The organism is Acidovorax sp. Root70 (assembly GCF_001428225.1).
Lineage (GTDB): Bacteria > Pseudomonadota > Gammaproteobacteria > Burkholderiales > Burkholderiaceae_C > Acidovorax.
Genome location: NZ_LMHQ01000028.1, coordinates 292,888 through 309,579, shown reverse-complemented (window position 1 = coordinate 309,579; position 16,692 = coordinate 292,888). Strand labels below are relative to the sequence as shown.

The following is a 16,692-nucleotide window of genomic DNA, read 5'->3' as shown; positions in this document are numbered from 1 at the left end:
GAGCAGGCCGGAGCCCATGATGGTTTTGAGTTCTTGCGGGGTCATGGTGGNTCTTGGGGCGGAAGTTGCCCTGCTCGTCGAAGTCGGTGATGGGGAACGAGAGCAGGCCGGAGCCCATGATGGTTTTGAGTTCTTGCGGGGTCATGGTGGTCATTGCAAAGAGAAAAGTGGATGAAGCGGGTCGAAAGCCCGGATATCAGTCGAGCTTGATGTTGGCGGCCTTCACCACGCTGGCCCAGCGCGCGCGTTCCTTGGTGAAGAACTGGTCCTGCTCGGTGGAGGTCATGGTCACCACTTCGGCGCCCTGGCCGGCCAGGCGCGAGCGGATCTCGGGCGCGCGGATGGCGGTGATGAGTGCCTTGTTGAGCTTTTGCACGACGGCATCCGGCGTGCCGCGAGGCAGCAGTACGCCTTGCCAGGTGCCGGACTCGTAGCCGGCCACACCTTGCTCGGCAATCGTGGGCACGTCACCGATCAGCGGCATGCGGGTGGACTTGGAAACGCCCAGCACCTTGAGCTTGCCGTTTTGTACCTGGGGCAGGGTGGCCAGCATGCCGTTCATCAGCACCTGGGTCTGGCCCGCCACGGTGTCCTGAATTGCGGTGACGCCGCCCTTGTAGGGGATGTACTGCCAGCGTGCGCCGCTGGCGCGCTCCAGCGCCACGCCCGCCAGATGGGGCGCGCTGCCGGTGGCCGTCACGGCAAAGTTCAGCTCGTTCTTCTTGGAGTAGGCGATCAGCTCCTTGAGGTTGTTGACCGGCACCGAGGGGTGCACCACCAGCAGGTGGGGCGAGTAGGCCAGCATGGTTACACCGCGCAGGTCTTTGGAGGGGTCGAAAGACAGCTTGGTGTAGACCGAGGGGCTGATCGCCAGCGCGCCCACATCACACAGCAGCATGGTGTAGCCATCGGGCTCGGCTTTGGCCACAAAGTCGGCACCCAGGTTGCCATTGGCGCCGGGCTTGTTCTCGACGATCACGCTCTGCTTGAGCGATTCGGACAGCGCCTGGCTGATCGAGCGCGCAATGATGTCAGAGCTGCCGCCTGGTGGGTAGGGCACCACGATGCGCAGTGTCTTGGCAGGCCATTCAGCGGTCTGGGCCGTGGCAGAAGCTGCCGCCAGAGCGGCAGTGCAGGCCAGAAGAATTGCGCGACGTTGCAGGCTCATGGAATGTCTCCGTGTGTTTGTGTTGTTAGTCATCGTACAACTAGATCGAAAAATATGCAATCCATGCCGGTGCCATTCAGTGCATGTTTAGGTGGATTTCAGGGTTTGTACTGAGATTTCTGGTCCAAAAAAGTCCAGAGATTGTTGACTGGCGGGTGTTTCAAGGTTGTACGTGACATCGGGTAATCCCTTTCTCTGTCAGCGCTGAAGATGGGTCAGAATGCATTCCTTGTTGTATGACGACATATCACAATTACACGATGCTGCAGCAATGAATCGCCCTGCGAATGGCGTCTCCGGGCGCAGCAGAACCACCACAACCTCACTGGCGGGCGCGCTTCAGAGTCGCAGTCCAGCCGAAGGCACTACCAGGGGACCGAGCATGACCATCCCATTTCGTATCCATCACCGCGTCGCGCCCGTGATGCTGGCCGTCGCAACCGCGCTGGGCGTACAGGCTGTGCAGGCAGCCACCTGGGTGTACGTGGCCAATGCAGACAGCCAGGATGTGTCGGTGCTGGAGCTGGACCGCGCCGCCGGGACGCTCAAGCCCGTGGACACCACGGCACTGGGCGGCGCTGCCATGCCCATGGCCGTCAGCCCGGACAAGCGCGTGCTCTATGTGGCATTGCGCTCGCAGCCGTTTCGGGTGGTCAGCCTGGCCATTGACCCGGCGAGTGGCAAGCTGCGCAAGCTGGGCGAGGCGCCGTTGGCCGACAGCATGGCCAATATCGACACCGACGCCACCGGGCGCTGGCTGTTCGCAGCCTCCTACCCCGGACACAAGATCACGGTCAACAGCATTGGCAAGGACGGTGTCGTGGGAGCGGTGCAGCAGCTCATCCCCACCGCGCCCAACGCGCACGCCATCCACGCGGACGCAGCCAACCGCTATGTCTTTGCTACCAGCCTGGGTGGCGACCACCTCTCGGCCTGGAAGTTTGATGCAGAGACCGGCAAGCTCACCGCCCACGAGCCCGCGCTGACCCCCGTGGCGCCCGAAAAGTCCGGCCCCCGCCATTTTGTCTGGAGTGGCGATCAGCGCCACCTGTATCTGCTGGACGAACTGGATGCGGCCGTGCATGTGATGGCCTACGACAAGGAGCGTGGCACGCTGCGCCCGCTGCAGCGCACCACAGCATTGCCCGCAGGTTTTGCGGGCAAGCCCTGGGCCGCCGACATTCACCTATCGCCCGATGGCCGCACGCTGTATGCGTCGGAGCGCACGTCCAGCACGCTGAGCACGTTTCGCGTCGATACCGCCACCGGGCAGCTGCAGCCCCTGGGGCATGTGCCCACCGAAAAGACGCCGCGCGGTTTTGCAGTGGACGCGTCTGGCCGCTTCCTGATCGCTGCGGGACAGGAGTCGCACCACGTCGCACTGCACCCCATTGACCCCGCGACAGGCCTTCCCGGTGTGCCCACCCGCGTTCCGGTGGGCAAGAACCCCAACTGGATCGAGATCGTCGATATGCCCTGAGCGAGTAAGGGCGTGCGTTCACAGGCTGCACCGACAACACGGCCTCCGCAGGCGCCCTCGCTCTTTGCCCCCTTTTTTCATTGCCCCTAGGAGACAAACACATGCAACGCAGAACCCTGGTCCAATCCGCAGCCCTGGCAGCTGCAGGCGCGCTGATGGCGCTGCCCGCCATGGCCCAGACCACCTGGCCCACCGGCAAAGCCATCAGCTACGTGGTGCCCTTTGCCGCTGGTGGCACCACCGACACCCTGGCCCGTCTGATCGGCCAGCAACTCGGCACAGCCCTGGGCACGACGGTGGTGGTGGAGAACAAGGGCGGTGCGGCTGGAAGCATCGGCTCGGAGGCCGCCGCGCGCTCGGCCCCGGATGGCTTCACGCTGCTGGGTGGCACGGTCAGCTCGCATGCCATCAACATCAGCCTGTACCCCAAGCTGGGCTACGACCCCATCAAGTCGTTCAGCCCCGTCACGCTGATCGGCACCAACCCGGTGGTGCTGGTGGTGTCGGCCAACAGCCCTTATAAAACCCTGAAAGACGTGCTGACGGCCGCCAAGGGCAAGCAGGGCGGCCTGTCGTCTGCGTCCGCCGGCACGGGCAGCTCACAGCATCTGGCGGTGGAACTGCTGGCCTACAAGTCGGGCGTGAAGTTCACGCACATCCCCTACAAGGGCAGCGGCCCCGCCATCCAGGACGTGATCAGCGGCCAAGTGGACATGATGTTCGATACCACCGTGGTGGCCGCACCGCACATCCAGAGCGGCAAGCTGCGCGCCATTGCCGTCACGTCGCCCAAGCGCCTGGCCTCCATGCCCGACGTGCCCACGGTGGCAGAGTCGGGTGTGGCCGAGCTCAAGGACTTCGAGGTGCAGTCCTGGCAGGCGATTTTTGTGCCGGCCGGCACGCCCACCCCAGTGGTGAGCCGCCTGCACGACGAGATCCGCAAGATCCTCGCCCAGCCCGACATGCAGACCCGCCTCAAAGGTTTTGGCATGGAGCCTGCCGACATGAGCGTGGCCCAGATCGCCACCTTCCAGAAGGCCGAAGTGGACAAATGGGCGCAGGTCATCAAGGCGGCCAACATCAAGGTGGACTGATCGCCCGGCCGATCCTGTTTTCTTCCTGTAGAGACTTGGCGGAACTGCCTTTGGGCCGTTCCGCCTTTTTTATTGCGGGTTGGGCGCTGGCGCGCTCGCGGGGGCGTCCGTCGATGGCGAGCGATGTGCGAGCACGAGATCGGGATGCTGTCCGGTGAGCAACAGAAACATCGCGAACACGGGTCCCTGCATGTTGCGCTCGTCGGTCATGCTCTCCAGCGCCTGCCAGGTGCGCGACTGCACGCCGCCCCGGCTGCCGGTCTGCAGTGGGTAACCCATGAGTTCGGCAGCTTGCGCCTGGCTGAGCCCGGCTGCAACGCGCGCGGCCTTGAGCTGCTCGCCGGTGGGCACAGGCATCGCAAGGGCCATGACAGAAAGGGGTGGCTGGGACATGGTTTGCTATAAAAAAAAGAGCTATTGGCACATAAAGTATGGGCGCTACAGCCCATTTTTACTCAAAAACAGCAGCAGAAATCCGGGTGTGGTGCTGGCACATCACTGGACAAAACAGGGAGGTGCCGCGATGCGGGCTGGCGGAGGGCGCTTCTAGAATCTGCTCGCACTTGACGAGCGTCAACATAAACAACAAGCCGCGTTCCGAGCGGCATCCGAGGAGGGAGCCGTGAGTTACACCATCCAGATCTGGGAGAAGCCCGCTGATTGGCCCTGGCCCGCCACCAAGGCCGAGGCGGACACGCAGTACGAGCGCGTGGAGGCCGGCCCCCAGGTGCCGATGAACCCCCAATTCACTGCCTGGGCCCGGGCCGTCGAACAGCGCTTTGCCGGGTTCTGGGACATTTACCTCGGTGGTCCTGACATCACCGACCCGACCTTTGGCGTCGGTATCAACACCCGCTTTCCAGATTGGGGTCCGCCGTTTGACGATGGCTGGGAGCAGGCGGCCCGCCTGGGCCTGAATCTGTATGACCCACAAAGTGGCGTGCACTACCTGGCCAATGGCGACGCCCCTGAGGAGCCCGACTTGCAGGTGCGCCATGCGGTCCGCGCGCGCCAGGCGGGCGATGACGCCAAAGCCTGGGCCGAGTACCGGCGCTGGGCCGCGCGTGGCAACCCCCATGCGCTGTATGCGCTGGGTCGGGCCCTGCGTTTTGGCACCATGGGCCAGCGCAGGCACTTTGACTTGGCGGCTGCACTGCAGCTCATGGGCGCGCACGATGCGGAGACCCGCAAGGACGCCCAAGCCTTCTACGAGCGCTTTCCGGACAAGGCCAAGGCCCGCGTTCAGGCTCTGATGGCGCGGCTGACGGCCGCCCCGGGCGAGACACTGCTGCAGATCGTGGACGAAGAGCGCAAGGCAGTCGATGACGCTGTGGCCCGCAGCGAGCAACTGGCCTTGTACTCGCGCAAGCGCATTGAAGCGGCAGACGCCCTGGAGCCCGCAGCGGCCCAGGGCCACGAGGTGGCAGCCTTTCTGCACGCGCTGGAGACCGTGATCGGCTGGGAGCAGCCAAACTACGAGAACGCGCGTTCCTGGTGCCAGCGCGCTGCAGACTGGGACCATGAACCCGCCAAACGCCTTCTGGCCGTGATGTTCGAGCGCGGCTGGGGTGGCCCGGCCGACGCGCAGCAAGCCGCCAAGTGGAACGCCGCTGCGCAAGAGCAGCGGCAGCGGGTGCAGCAAAAGAAACAGGCCCAGGAGGCCTCTGAATCGCCCGGCGGCCTCAGCCTGGCGCCGATCGCTGCGGCTGGGTCCGCACCTGGTGCAGCAACACCCCTGGTGTGGACTGGCAACCCCCTGCGCGACCTGCCTGCTTGGTACGCCCACGAAGGGGACCCGCACGCAGCGTTTCACCTGAGCACCAGCGACGAGCACGGCCGCTACGGCAGCCCCGTGAATCTGGCCCAGGCCCGCGCCTGGTATGCCCAGGCGGCCGAGGCGGGCCACGCCGACGCCACCTACAACCTGGGAACCTTTATCGAAAGCGGCAAGGGCGGCCCCAAGGACGCGCTGGTGGCCAAGGCGTTGTTCATGTTGGCCAACACGCGGGGTACGACCATGCAGGTGGCCGACCTGCGCATCCAACCGCAGGAGCAAGGGCCCGTGCGGGCGCTGGTGATGGCGCTGCGCGAGCCGGAGCGGCTGCGTGCCGTGTTGCAAGAGCGTGGACTCGCCCCGAGTCTTCAGGCCCCTGGTGGGGCCGCCGCGCGGGTGGTGGGCGCAGCGGCAGCGGCGGGTCTGTCCGCAGGCGAGTGGGGGCGGGGTGATGGTGCCCCGCCGTCGCCAGGTACAGCCAGGCCGCCAGAGCCACAGACTCCGCGTTCGCAGGCGCCCAGCCCATCGCGCAGCCGCACAGGCCCGACGCATCGCAGCGAAGAGGACGACGAGAGCGACGAGGGCGATGCCCATGACGATGCCCGCTATGGGCGCTCCGCCTCCGCGTTTGCGTGGCACCTGGGCCATGCGGCGCTGGCGATCGGCGTGGCCAATGGGGCATTGCTGATGGCTTTCTTCAAACCCGGAGCCAGCTTCCGCATGGGCATGCTGGTGCTGGGCCTGATCGCCGCGCTGGGCGCGTGGCGCACGGCGCGCGACTTTGACTGGTCGCCTCTGGCGCGTGCCGTGGTGGCTGTGCTGGCGGCCATCCCGTTGCTGGGCATGGGCGTGTGCCTGGGCCTGCTGTTCAAGGCGTTGCGCGAACGCGGGTAGGGGTGGGCCAGCCACCACCTACCCACGAGGCACTCAGGCGGTTACGGGGTGCTCCAGCACATGCGCAAAGTACGACTCGGGCTGGATGTTGGTGTAGTTGGGAATGTCGGCAGACAGTTCGGCCATCGTCGCTTTGGCGGCCGTCTGGGCCTGCTTCAGGTCGCTGAAGAATGCGTTGGTCAGCGCCACGATCTGGCCTGGGCGCGGCTCGCCGGGGTAGAGAACGCGGTCGCTCTCCAGCCGCACCAGGCCCAGCGGCTGTAGTGCCGCGCGGGCGATGCGCATGTGCTTGGAGTGGTAGTAGTCGCGGTTGAAGGTGGCGCCTTCACGCCAGCGGTAAACGGCAGTGACTTTGATCATCGGTGCGATTCCATCCGGTGGTTGAAACCCGCCACCGTAGGGACAACACATCCGCCGCACAGCCGCGTGCGCGACAGCGTGTCGCCCATGCGGCTGGGCGCCTGTCTGTCTCTGCGGGCTCAGTCCTCTTCGGATTCGCCCAGGAACCCGCCGCTCTGGTGCCCCCACAGGCGGGCATACACGCCTCCTCGGCCCAGCAGCTGGGCGTGCGTGCCTTCTTCCACAATGCGCCCCGCGTCCATCACGATGAGGCGGTCCATGGCGGCGATGGTGGACAGGCGGTGGGCGATGGCGATCACGGTCTTGCCCTTCATCAGGCCGTCCAGGCTTTGCTGGATGGCAGCTTCCACCTCGGAGTCGAGCGCGCTGGTGGCTTCGTCCAGCAGCAGGATGGGCGCGTCTTTCAGCATCACGCGTGCAATGGCCACGCGCTGGCGCTGGCCGCCCGAGAGCTTCACGCCGCGCTCGCCCACATGGGCGTCGTAGCCGGTGCGGCCCTGCAGGTCGGTGAGCGTAGCAATGAAGTCAGCCGCTTCGGCACGCTCGGCGGCCTGGTGCAGGTCGGCCTCGCTGGCATCGGGGCGGCCGTACAGGATGTTGTCGCGCATCGATCGGTGCAGCAGCGAGGTGTCTTGCGTGACCATGCCGATGTGGCGGCGCAGGCTGTCCTGGGTGACATGGGCAATGTCCTGCCCGTCGATCAAGATGCGGCCGGACTGCACGTCATGAAAGCGCAGCAGCAGGTTGACCAGCGTGGACTTGCCCGCGCCTGAGCGGCCAATCAGGCCGATTTTTTCGCCAGGGCGGATGGTGAGGTTGAGGTGATCGATGACCGGGCGCGCATCGGGGCCGCTGCCGTAGGCAAAGCTCATGTCCTCAAAGCGCACCTCGCCTTGCTTCACGACCAGGGGCTTGGCATCGGGGGCATCGACCACGGCGCGTGGTCGGGTCAGCGTGTTGATGCCGTCCTGGATGGTGCCCACGCTTTCAAACAGAGTGGTCATCTCCCACATCACCCAGTGGGCGTGGCCCGACACGCGCAGTGTCATGGCCGTGACGGCGGCCACAGCGCCCGCACCCACCTCGCCCGCAGACCACAGCCACAGCGCAGTGCCGCAGGCGCCGAGAATCATGGCCACCACCAGCAGCTGGTTGACGATCTCGAACAGGCTCACCAGCCGCATCTGCGCGTAGCCGGTGAGCTTGAATGCATCCATCGCCGCGCGCGCAAATTCCGACTCGCGCCGCGTGTGCGAGAAGAGCTTGACGGTGGCTATGTTGGTGTAGGCATCGGTGATGCGCCCGGTCATCACCGAGCGCGCATCGGCCTGCTGCTTGCCCACCTGGCCCAGGCGCGGCACAAAGTACCAGCAGGCCAGGCCATAGGCCACCATCCACGCAGCAAAGGGCAGCAGCAGCCGCGCGTCAAACCCGGCCAGCAGTACGAGGATGGTGACCAGGTAGATGCCCATACCGATCACCACGTCGGTGGTCGTAAAGATCATGTCGCGCACGGCCAGCGCGGTCTGCATGATTTTGGTGGTGATGCGGCCCGCAAACTCGTCGGCGTAGAACGCCATGCTCTGGCCCAGCATCAGGCGGTGAAAGTTCCAGCGCAGCCGCAGCGGAAAATTGATGGCCAGCACCTGGTGCTTGATGCTGGTCTGCAGCGCCACCAGCACCACAGACGCCAGCAGCAGCACGGTGATGCCGATCAGTGCGCCCTGGCGCTCGGCCCACAGCGCGCCGGGTGCGGTGGTGGCAATCCAGTCCACCACATGGCCCAGCACCGCAAACAGCAGCGCTTCATAGATCGCAATGGCTGCGGATAACCCCGCCATGGCGGCTACGTAGCCACGCAGGCCGCGGGTGCCGTCCCACACGAACGCCACAAATGCCTTGGGGGGCAGGTGCGGCTCTGCGGCGGGGTAGGGGGGAAGTCGGCTTTCAAACAAACGGAACAACGTCAAAACTCCTGGGGCCCCGGCAGGTCATGCCGCGCACTGCGGCAGCCCGTGGGGCCCAACAACATAGGGCAGCCCCAACGCGTCGGGGCCTGGGGGCTAGACCAGCAGCGTGATCACCACGATGACCACACCGAGCGCCAGGTTCACGCCCACCCAGCTGCGGATGCTGCCCAGGGCCTTGGCGCCGCCGGGCCAGTCCGAGGCTGCTACGGCGCGCTGAAGGCGCCGGAACAGTGCAAAGCGGATGTGGCCGAAGATGGCGATCATCACCAGACCCAGCGTGGCCATGATGGTCCAGTCCAACGGCATGGAGAACACACCGCCCGTCTGTACCGCCTGCTTGGCGGCGCGGCCGATCATCCACAGCCCGCTGACCAGCACCACCGCAACAGCGGCGGTCACTGCCGCAAAGAACCGTTGCATCGTGTCATGCATCAGCCGCACACGTTGTGGCGGCTCCAGCGACTGCGCGGCAGGCCGCAGGAAAAAATGGGCAAACACCATGCCCCCCACCCACACGATGATGGACAGGACATGGACCAGCTTCAGGGCGTTGTAGAGCATGGGTGTGGGGTGCAAGGCACCAAGTGTTGTGAAGCCGCCCGGAACCGGGTCGGCATATCCGTCAGACTGTGCCACGGCGAGGGAAGTGCATTGTGCGGCGATCCGCACCAGAAGGTCAGCACCAGCCCAAGAGCCCCTACGTTTCAGCGTGGCCATGCGAACCGCGCAAGAGCGATTGCACCAGGCGCCACAGTGGGGGCATCAACAGGGCTGCGGCCATGGGCACCCAGACGGCCAGGTAGCACCAGCTGGCAGGCCCGCTGTGGCCGACGCTTTCGATGCCCGTGGTGTGCTCCACCCAGGACCAGAACGGAAAGAGCACGAGGGTGAAGGCAAGCGCCACCGGCACGGCCACTACAGCCAGTCCCAATCGCACCGCCAGCTGCACAAGGAGCGCCTTGACTCCGGCGCGTGCACCTGCCGCCGTTGCCTCAGGGCCGGGGCTGGACATGTGCGGCATGGGCCGGGAAGCGGGCATCAGGAATGCTGGGACACCAGCGCCACCCGCACCTGGTTGCCACCGTTGCGCTTGGACAGGTACATGGCCTCGTCGGCGTGGCCCAGCAGGCGGTGCTCCTCGCCTCCATGCTCTGGGTAGATGGCCACGCCAATGCTGGGCTGGATGTACAGGCGCTGGCCTTCCAGGTCAAAGTCCTGGCCAAACGCGGCCAGGATCTTGTCGGCTGCTGCGCTGGCGTGCTCGCGGGCCTGGCCGCCCTCCAGCAGCACCACAAATTCATCGCCGCCCAGCCGCGCCACCGTGTCGGATGCGCGCACGCATTCGAGCAGCCGCTGTGCCACCCGCTGCAGCAGCAGGTCGCCCATGGCGTGGCCGAGGGTGTCGTTGACATCCTTGAACCGGTCCAGGTCAATGAACAGCAGGGACAGCAGCGTCTGCTCGCGCCGCGCGCGGGCCAGGGCTGTCTTGAGCCGGTCCAGAAACAGCTGGCGGTTGGGCAGGTGCGTGAGCTGGTCGTACTGCGCCATGTGCTCCAGGCGCTCGTACATCTGCTTGCGCTCAATCGCGGCAGCGACCTGGGTGGAGACGAACTGCAGCAGCTCCTTGTCTTTGTCGGTGTAGCGGCCTTGCTCGGTATAGCTTTGCAGCACCAATGCCCCCAGCGGGCCCCGCTGCGTCTGCAAGGGCACGCCCAGCCAGTACAGCGGCCCCTGCGCCGAATGCGGGGCGGCAGCGGCGGGCCGGGGTGCTTGCGAGGCAAGGTGCCAGTGCGCGGCTTTTGCCACGGGTGTATCCGGCGTGAGCAGCAAGGTGACTCCGCCGCGAATCACCTCGGCATAGCGCGGGTCCTCGGCGAGTGCCATGGGCTCGGGCGCAGGCAGATGCTCGTTGACGTGGTACGGAAAGCTCAGCCGGTCGTCGTGCGGGTCGTACAGGGCCACCGCAAAATTGGTGGCGGGCAACAGGCCGCCCACGATCTGATGGATGTGCTGGAACAGCGCCTGCAGGTTGTGCGTGGTGTGCGCGGCTTCGGAGATGGCATAGATCACCGCCTGCATCGATTCGGTGGCCTTGCGCACGGTGATGTCATGCGCCACGGCCAGCCGCACCTGCTTGTCGGGCAGCCAGCGGGCCGTCCAGCGGATGTGGGCAATGGAGCCATCCTTGCGCACATAGCGGTTTTCAAACTGCAGCTGGAGTTCGCCCTGCGTCACGCTCTGGGCCTGGCGCTGCGTGGCAGCCAGGTCTTCGGGGTGCACCATGTCCAGCATGCGCTTGCCCACGACTTCATTGGGTGCGTAGCCAAAAATGCGCTCAAACGCCGGACTGACAAACACAATCGTGCTGTCCGCTCGGACGATGCACACGGCATCGAGCAACAGGTCCACCAGGTTCAACGAAGAAATGCTTTGCATCAGGCTGGGTGCACGGTGTGCTGGAAAGACCCATTGTGCACGGCCCCGTTGGCTTGTGCGGCCCTGAAGGCAAAAACGCGACGGGTGCGGGCCCCGTGAGCGGGCTTACGGTCGGGTGTACTTGGCCTCCAGAGCGTCCCAGTCGGCCTTGCGCACCAGCCGCTGGCGCTCGGCAAACGGCGCCACCAGCGCCGGGTCTTCGTCGATGCGCTGGTGGTCGCGCAGCACGGTGAGGGCCTTTTGCATGCCTGCCACCGCGCCTTGCAGCGCCGCGTTGGCATACAGCACCAGCCCATAGCCCAGCGTGGCCAGTTCCTCGGCACTGGTGATGGGGGTTTTGCCGCCAATCACCATGTTCATGAGCTGCGGCGCCGCCAGGCGCTGGGGCAGGGCGCGGATCTCATCCAGCGTGGTGACGGCTTCCACAAACAGGATGTCGGCGCCGGCGTCCTGAAAACGCTGGGCGCGCTCCACGGCGGCCTCGAAGCCTTGGGTAGCGCAGGCGTCGGTGCGTGCCAGGATGAGGGTGTCCGGGTCGCGGCGTGCGTCCACGGCGGCCTTGATCTTGCCCAGCATCTCGTCGGTGCTGATCACCTCCTTGCCGTTGAAGTGCCCGCAGCGCTTGGGGCTGACCTGATCTTCAAGCTGGATACAGTTGGCGCCCGCGCGCTCCAGCACACGCACTGCGTGGTAAGTGTTGAGCGCGTTGCCAAAGCCGGTGTCGGCATCGACGATGAGCGGCAGATCCACGGCGTCGCGGATGCGCGCTGTGTGTTCGGCGATATCAGTGAGGCCCATGAAGGCCTGGTCGGGCAGGCCGAACCACATGTTGGTGACGCCTGCGCCGGTCACATAAATGGCCTCAAAGCCCAGGTCGGCCACCACGCGGGCAGAGAGGGCGTTGAACGCGCCGGGCACGATGACGCCCCGGCGGGCCTGGGCCAGGGCTTTGAGTTGCTGTCTGGTATTCATGGAATGGGGAATGGATAAAGTTGCTATATTTTTGATAGCTAGTGGCGCATAATTCACAGGCGCATCAAGCCGTTTTTGCTTGAAAACTGTCGCCCGGCACCCGCACCCAGCCTTCCATCAGGATGCGGGCGCTGCGGCTCATGAGGGCCTTGGTCACCTTCCACTGACCGTTGATCTGTGCTGCCTCGGCCCCCACGCGCAAGGTGCCCGAGGGGTGGCCAAACCGCACGCTGCTGCGCACGCCGCCGCCTGCTGCCAGGTTGACCAGCGTGCCGGGGATGGCTGCCGCCGTGCCAATGGCCACGGCGGCTGTGCCCATCATGGCGTGGTGCAACTGGCCCATGGAGAGTGCGCGCACCAGCAGGTCGATGTCTTTGGCGTCAATGGTTTTGCCGCTGGAGGCGGTGTAGCTCGCAGGCGGGGCCACGAACGCGATCTTGGGCGTGTGCTGGCGGGTGGCGGCCTCGCTAAGTTGCTGGATCACGCCCATGCGCAAGGCGCCGTGGGCGCGGATGGCCTCGAAGCGCGCGAGTGCCGCCGCATCGCCATTGATCGCGCCTTGCAGCTCGGTGCCGGTGTAGCCCAGCTCTTGGGCGTTGAGAAAGATGGTGGGGATGCCCGCGTTGATCAGCGTGGCGGCAAAGCTGCCGACGCCGGGGACCTCCAAGGTGTCCACCACATTGCCCGTGGGGAACATGGCGCCGCCTTCTTCCCCATCGTCCGCCGGGTCGATGAACTCCAGCGCCACCTCGGCCGCAGCAAAGGTCACGCCGTCCAGCTCGAAGTCGCCCGTCTCCTGCACCTGCCCGTGGGCCATGGGCACATGCGCCACGATGGTCTTGCCGATGTTGGCCTGCCAGATGCGAACCGGAAAGGTGCCGTCCTGCGGAAGGTGCGCCGCATCGATCAGCCCCATGTGGATGGCACAGGGCCCCACCGCCGCCGAGAGGTTGCCGCAGTTGCCGCTCCAGTCCACGAAGGGCTGGTCGATGGACACCTGGCCAAACAGGTAATCCACGTTATGCCCCGGCCGCGTACTGCGCGACAAGATCACCGCCTTGCTGGTGCTCGACGACGCATTGCCCATGCCGTCGATCTGCTTGCCGTACGGATCGGGGCTGCCCAGCACGCGCAGCAGCAGAGTGTCGCGCGCGGGGCCAGGTTGCTGGGCCGGTGCGGGCAGGTCGTCAAGGCAGAAGAACACTCCCTTGCTGGTGCCACCGCGCAGGTATGTTGCCGGGATTCGGATTTGAGGGGCAGTAAGCATGGTTGGAAAAATGTGAGCAGGCCGTTGTGAACCCTGTGGTGGGTGGGGTTGGCTCAAAAGAGGGGCAGTTGTGTGCTGGACGGGTCGGGCGGCGCGGGTTGCAAGGGCCAACGGCCGATGGTTTCGTAGCTGTAGCGGTTGCTGTAGCTCTCGTCGTTGCGGCCTACCACCAGCAGGATTTCGTCGATGGTCCAGGCAATCGGGTTCATCTGTGTGGGCCCCAGGCGTGTTGGCGCCCAGTAGCTGATGGTGGTGTGTGGCGTGTGGCCTGTTTTCGTCGCCAGCCCTTCTGTACTCAGCGCGTGCCGGACTGCCGCTAGCAGGGCATCGAAGCACTGCGGCCTTCCACGGGCCCGGAAGGACCATTGGATGGTGGTTTTGCCCTGTTCTTTGTGCACCCCGTCTCGAATGCGGTTGAGCACCAACGTGCATGCACGCGCCTTCACATCGGCGCCTGCGCGCAGCATTCTCTGGCGCATTTCCGGGGTGTCCCCATAGCGGTCCGATAGGGTCTGGTGCCAGTTGTCCATGGGAGACAAGGTACTTTGCTCAAGCCCATTGCGTGCAATGGCGATCCACATCGCTGCAGCCACCTCAGGCGGTGGCTTGGCCATGAAAATCAGCCGGGGGATTTTCATGGCCGGTGCACAGCTCCACGTTGCTGGCGGCCAGGAAGTCCTGCGCGAAGCGCTGCAGGACTCCCCCGGCTTCGTAGATGGAAACCTCCTCGGCCGTATCCAGGCGGCAAGTCACGGGTACTTTGGCGCATGCACCATTTTGACGTCGGATGAGCAGCGTGAGGCGGGCGCCTGGCGCGCGGTGGCCCTCCACGCCATACACCTCCGTCCCATCCAGCCCCAGCGTGCTGCGGTTGACCCCTGCCCCAAACTCCAGCGGCAGCACCCCCATGCCAATCAGGTTGGTGCGGTGGATGCGCTCAAAGCCCTCGGCCACCACCACCTCCACCCCCGCCAGCCGCACGCCCTTGGCGGCCCAGTCTCGGCTTGAGCCCTGGCCGTAGTCGGCACCCGCAATGATGATGAGCGGCTGGCGGCGGAGCAGATAAGTCTCGATGGCCTCCCACATGCGCACCACCTGGCCCTCGGGCTCCACGCGGGCCAGCGAGCCTTTTTGGACCTTGCCATCGACCACGGCCATCTCATTGACCAGCTGCGGGTTGGCAAAGGTGGCGCGCAGCGCGGTGAGGTGGTCGCCCCGGTGCGTGGCGTAGGAGTTGAAGTCCTCCTCCGGCACGCCCATGCGCGCAAGGTACTCGCCCGCCGCGCTGCCGGGCAGGATGGCGTTGGACGGTGAGAGGTGGTCGGTGGTGATGTTGTCGGGCAGGATGGCCAGCGGGCGCATGCCCTGCAGGGTGCGCGGATGGGCGGCCAGCGCGCCGATGCCCTCGGTGTCCCAGTAGGGCGGGCGGCGGATGTAGGTGGACTGCGGGCGCCAGTCGTACTGGGGCGATACGCGCGGTCCATGGTCTTGCCGCAGGGCAAACATGGGCTCGTACACGGCGCGGTAGTGTGCGGGTTGTACTGCCGCTTGCACCACGGCGTCGATTTCAGCATCGCTGGGCCACAGGTCCTTGAGCCGGATGGGGCTGCCATCCACCACCGCGAGCACATCCTTTTCGATGTCAAACCGCACCGTGCCCGCAATCGCATAGGCCACCACCAGGGGCGGCGAGGCCAGAAACGCCTGCTTGGCATAGGGGTGGATGCGCCCGTCAAAGTTGCGGTTGCCGGAGAGCACGGCGGTGGCGTACAGGTCACGATCAATGATTTCCTGCTGAATCGCAGGGTCCAGCGCACCGCTCATGCCGTTGCAGGTGGTGCAGGCAAAGGCCACGATGCCAAAGCCCAGCGCCTCCAGGTCGGCCAGCAAACCGGCTTCCTTCAAATACAGCTCCACTGCCTTGGAGCCGGGTGCGAGCGAGGTCTTGACCCAGGGCTTGCGGGTGAGGCCCAGCCGGTGGGCGTTGCGCGCCAGCAGGGCGGCGGCGATCACGTTGCGCGGGTTGCTGGTGTTGGTGCAGCTGGTGATGGCGGCGATGACCACAGCGCCATCGGGCATCGTGCCTTCGCCGGGTGACGGCAGGGCCCAGGGGCCCGCAATGCCCCGGGCGGCCAGGTCCGAGGTGGCCACGCGCGCATGTGGGTTGGAGGGGCCAGCCAGGTTGCGCACCACGGTAGACAGGTCAAAGCGCAGGGTGCGGTCGTACACGGCGCCTGCGAGCGCATCGGCCCACAAACCGGCGGTTTTGGCATAGGTTTCGACCAGCTTGACCTGGCTGGCCTCGCGGCCGGTCAGCCGCAGGTAGTCCAGTGTCTGCTCGTCGATGCTGAACAGCGCCGCCGTGGCGCCATATTCCGGCGCCATGTTGGAGATGGTGGCGCGGTCGCCAAGGGTGAGCTTGGCGGCGCCTTCGCCAAAGAACTCCAAGTACGCGCCCACCACCTTGGCCTTGCGCAAAAACTCGGTGAGCGCCAACACGACGTCGGTGGCGGTGATGCCGTCCTGGCGCTGGCCGGTCAGCTCCACGCCCACCATCTCGGGCAGCCGCATCATCGATGCGCGGCCCAGCATCACGTTCTCGGCCTCCAGGCCGCCCACGCCGATGGCGATCACGCCCAGGGCGTCCACATGCGGGGTGTGGCTGTCGGTGCCCACGCAGGTGTCGGGGTAGGCCACGCCCTGGTCGGCATGGACCACGGGCGACATCTTTTCCAGATTGATCTGGTGCATGATCCCGTTCCCCGCCGGGATCACATCCACGTTGGCAAAGGCTTTTTTCGTCCACTCGATGAAGTGAAAGCGGTCTTCGTTGCGGCGGTCTTCGATGGCGCGGTTCTTGGCCAATGCATCGGGGTCGAACCCGCCACATTCCACGGCCAGCGAATGGTCCACGATGAGCTGCACCGGCACCACGGGGTTCACCTGGGCCGGGTCGCCGCCCTCCTTGGCAATCGCATCGCGCAGGCCCGCCAAGTCCACCAGCGCCGTCTGGCCCAGGATGTCGTGACACACCACGCGTGCGGGGTACCAAGGGAAGTCGCGGTCGCGCTTGCGGTCGATGAGCTGGCGCAGGCAGTCATTGACGGTGGCCGGGTCGGCGCGGCGCACGATGTTCTCGGCGTGCACGCGGGCGGTGTAGGGCAGGGTGGCCCAGGCGCCGGGCTGCAGGGCTTCGACAGCGGCGCGGGCGTCGAAGTAGTCCAGCTGCGTGCCGGGCAGCGGCTTGCGATACAGGGTGTTCATGGGCGTGGGGCTG

At 65.8% G+C, this 16,692-nt stretch carries 14 protein-coding genes and 1 pseudogene; 3 read left to right on the top strand and 12 right to left on the bottom strand.

Annotated elements, in window-relative coordinates:
• Positions 1 to 51: 51 nt before the first annotated feature.
• A pseudogene (locus tag ASD94_RS24315) lies at positions 52 to 145 on the bottom strand (5-dehydro-4-deoxyglucarate dehydratase); the annotation flags it as partial.
• Positions 146 to 196: 51 nt separating this feature from the next.
• Positions 197 to 1,168 (bottom strand): tripartite tricarboxylate transporter substrate binding protein, encoded by a 972-nt coding sequence (locus ASD94_RS16010; protein WP_056644756.1) that lies wholly within the window; start codon positions 1,166 to 1,168, stop codon positions 197 to 199.
• Positions 1,169 to 1,550: 382 nt separating this feature from the next.
• On the opposite strand from ASD94_RS16010, the gene ASD94_RS16005 reads away from it, so the two are divergent.
• Together ASD94_RS16005 and ASD94_RS16000 are read left to right on the top strand one after the other, a co-directional pair.
• Positions 1,551 to 2,648, top strand: a complete 1,098-nt coding sequence (locus tag ASD94_RS16005; RefSeq protein ID WP_056644752.1) for a beta-propeller fold lactonase family protein — start codon at positions 1,551 to 1,553, stop codon at positions 2,646 to 2,648.
• Positions 2,649 to 2,749: 101 nt separating this feature from the next.
• Positions 2,750 to 3,742 carry a tripartite tricarboxylate transporter substrate binding protein gene (locus tag ASD94_RS16000; protein WP_056644750.1) on the top strand — a complete coding sequence of 331 codons (993 nt, stop codon included), beginning with the start codon at positions 2,750 to 2,752 and terminating at the stop codon, positions 3,740 to 3,742.
• A gap of 69 nt (positions 3,743 to 3,811) precedes the next feature.
• Here the strand turns inward: ASD94_RS16000 and ASD94_RS15995 are convergent, their stop codons facing one another.
• Complete coding sequence (locus ASD94_RS15995; RefSeq protein ID WP_056644747.1) at positions 3,812 to 4,135, bottom strand: helix-turn-helix transcriptional regulator; 324 nt, start codon at positions 4,133 to 4,135, stop codon at positions 3,812 to 3,814.
• 229 nt (positions 4,136 to 4,364) lie between these two features.
• Here ASD94_RS15995 and ASD94_RS15990 point away from each other — a divergent pair, with 229 nt between their 5' ends.
• On the top strand, positions 4,365 to 6,410 hold the full coding sequence (locus ASD94_RS15990; RefSeq protein ID WP_056644744.1) for a tetratricopeptide repeat protein: 2,046 nt from the start codon (positions 4,365 to 4,367) through the stop codon (positions 6,408 to 6,410).
• Between the two features lie 33 nt (positions 6,411 to 6,443).
• On the opposite strand, the gene ASD94_RS15985 is transcribed toward ASD94_RS15990, so the two are convergent.
• The 9 genes from ASD94_RS15985 to acnD form a co-directional block, all read right to left on the bottom strand.
• A complete protein-coding gene (locus ASD94_RS15985; RefSeq protein WP_056644740.1) occupies positions 6,444 to 6,770 on the bottom strand; it encodes an EthD family reductase in 327 nt (108 codons plus the stop codon).
• Positions 6,771 to 6,889: 119 nt separating this feature from the next.
• On the bottom strand, positions 6,890 to 8,734 hold the full coding sequence (locus tag ASD94_RS15980) for an ABC transporter ATP-binding protein (protein WP_056644738.1): 1,845 nt from the start codon (positions 8,732 to 8,734) through the stop codon (positions 6,890 to 6,892).
• Positions 8,735 to 8,833: 99 nt separating this feature from the next.
• Positions 8,834 to 9,301 (bottom strand): CopD family protein, encoded by a 468-nt coding sequence (locus tag ASD94_RS15975; protein ID WP_056644735.1) that lies wholly within the window; start codon positions 9,299 to 9,301, stop codon positions 8,834 to 8,836.
• A 136-nt stretch (positions 9,302 to 9,437) separates the two neighbouring features.
• On the bottom strand, positions 9,438 to 9,779 hold the full coding sequence (locus ASD94_RS15970) for a hypothetical protein (RefSeq protein ID WP_056644732.1): 342 nt from the start codon (positions 9,777 to 9,779) through the stop codon (positions 9,438 to 9,440).
• Positions 9,779 to 11,176, bottom strand: a complete 1,398-nt coding sequence (locus ASD94_RS15965) for a GGDEF domain-containing protein (protein ID WP_056644729.1) — start codon at positions 11,174 to 11,176, stop codon at positions 9,779 to 9,781. Before ASD94_RS15965 ends, ASD94_RS15970 begins: the two co-directional genes overlap by 1 nt.
• Positions 11,177 to 11,281: 105 nt before the next feature.
• Positions 11,282 to 12,148, bottom strand: coding sequence for an oxaloacetate decarboxylase (locus ASD94_RS15960; RefSeq protein ID WP_056644726.1), 867 nt, complete (start codon positions 12,146 to 12,148; stop codon positions 11,282 to 11,284).
• A 64-nt stretch (positions 12,149 to 12,212) separates the two neighbouring features.
• Positions 12,213 to 13,415 carry a 2-methylaconitate cis-trans isomerase PrpF gene (prpF, locus tag ASD94_RS15955; RefSeq protein WP_056644723.1) on the bottom strand — a complete coding sequence of 401 codons (1,203 nt, stop codon included), beginning with the start codon at positions 13,413 to 13,415 and terminating at the stop codon, positions 12,213 to 12,215.
• 53 nt (positions 13,416 to 13,468) lie between these two features.
• Positions 13,469 to 14,029 carry a hypothetical protein gene (locus ASD94_RS15950; protein ID WP_056644721.1) on the bottom strand — a complete coding sequence of 187 codons (561 nt, stop codon included), beginning with the start codon at positions 14,027 to 14,029 and terminating at the stop codon, positions 13,469 to 13,471.
• Entirely contained in the window at positions 14,010 to 16,679 is a 2,670-nt protein-coding gene (acnD, locus tag ASD94_RS15945; RefSeq protein ID WP_056644718.1) for a Fe/S-dependent 2-methylisocitrate dehydratase AcnD, read from the bottom strand. The genes ASD94_RS15950 and acnD overlap by 20 nt, the downstream gene beginning before the upstream one ends.
• Between the last annotated feature and the right edge of the window lie 13 nt (positions 16,680 to 16,692).

Bases quoted from the DNA above. Each gene is read 5' to 3' on its own strand.
- ASD94_RS16010 (WP_056644756.1), bottom strand. From the start codon at position 1,168: ATGAGCCTGCAACGTCGCGCAATTCTTCTGGCCTGCACTGCCGCTCTG.
- ASD94_RS16005 (WP_056644752.1), top strand. From the start codon at position 1,551: ATGACCATCCCATTTCGTATCCATCACCGCGTCGCGCCCGTGATGCTG.
- ASD94_RS16000 (WP_056644750.1), top strand. From the start codon at position 2,750: ATGCAACGCAGAACCCTGGTCCAATCCGCAGCCCTGGCAGCTGCAGGC.
- ASD94_RS15995 (WP_056644747.1), bottom strand. From the start codon at position 4,135: ATGTCCCAGCCACCCCTTTCTGTCATGGCCCTTGCGATGCCTGTGCCC.
- ASD94_RS15985 (WP_056644740.1), bottom strand. From the start codon at position 6,770: ATGATCAAAGTCACTGCCGTTTACCGCTGGCGTGAAGGCGCCACCTTC.
- ASD94_RS15975 (WP_056644735.1), bottom strand. From the start codon at position 9,301: ATGCTCTACAACGCCCTGAAGCTGGTCCATGTCCTGTCCATCATCGTG.
- ASD94_RS15970 (WP_056644732.1), bottom strand. From the start codon at position 9,779: ATGCCCGCTTCCCGGCCCATGCCGCACATGTCCAGCCCCGGCCCTGAG.
- ASD94_RS15965 (WP_056644729.1), bottom strand. From the start codon at position 11,176: ATGCAAAGCATTTCTTCGTTGAACCTGGTGGACCTGTTGCTCGATGCC.
- ASD94_RS15960 (WP_056644726.1), bottom strand. From the start codon at position 12,148: ATGAATACCAGACAGCAACTCAAAGCCCTGGCCCAGGCCCGCCGGGGC.
- prpF (WP_056644723.1), bottom strand. From the start codon at position 13,415: ATGCTTACTGCCCCTCAAATCCGAATCCCGGCAACATACCTGCGCGGT.
- ASD94_RS15950 (WP_056644721.1), bottom strand. From the start codon at position 14,029: ATGGCCAAGCCACCGCCTGAGGTGGCTGCAGCGATGTGGATCGCCATT.
- acnD (WP_056644718.1), bottom strand. From the start codon at position 16,679: ATGAACACCCTGTATCGCAAGCCGCTGCCCGGCACGCAGCTGGACTAC.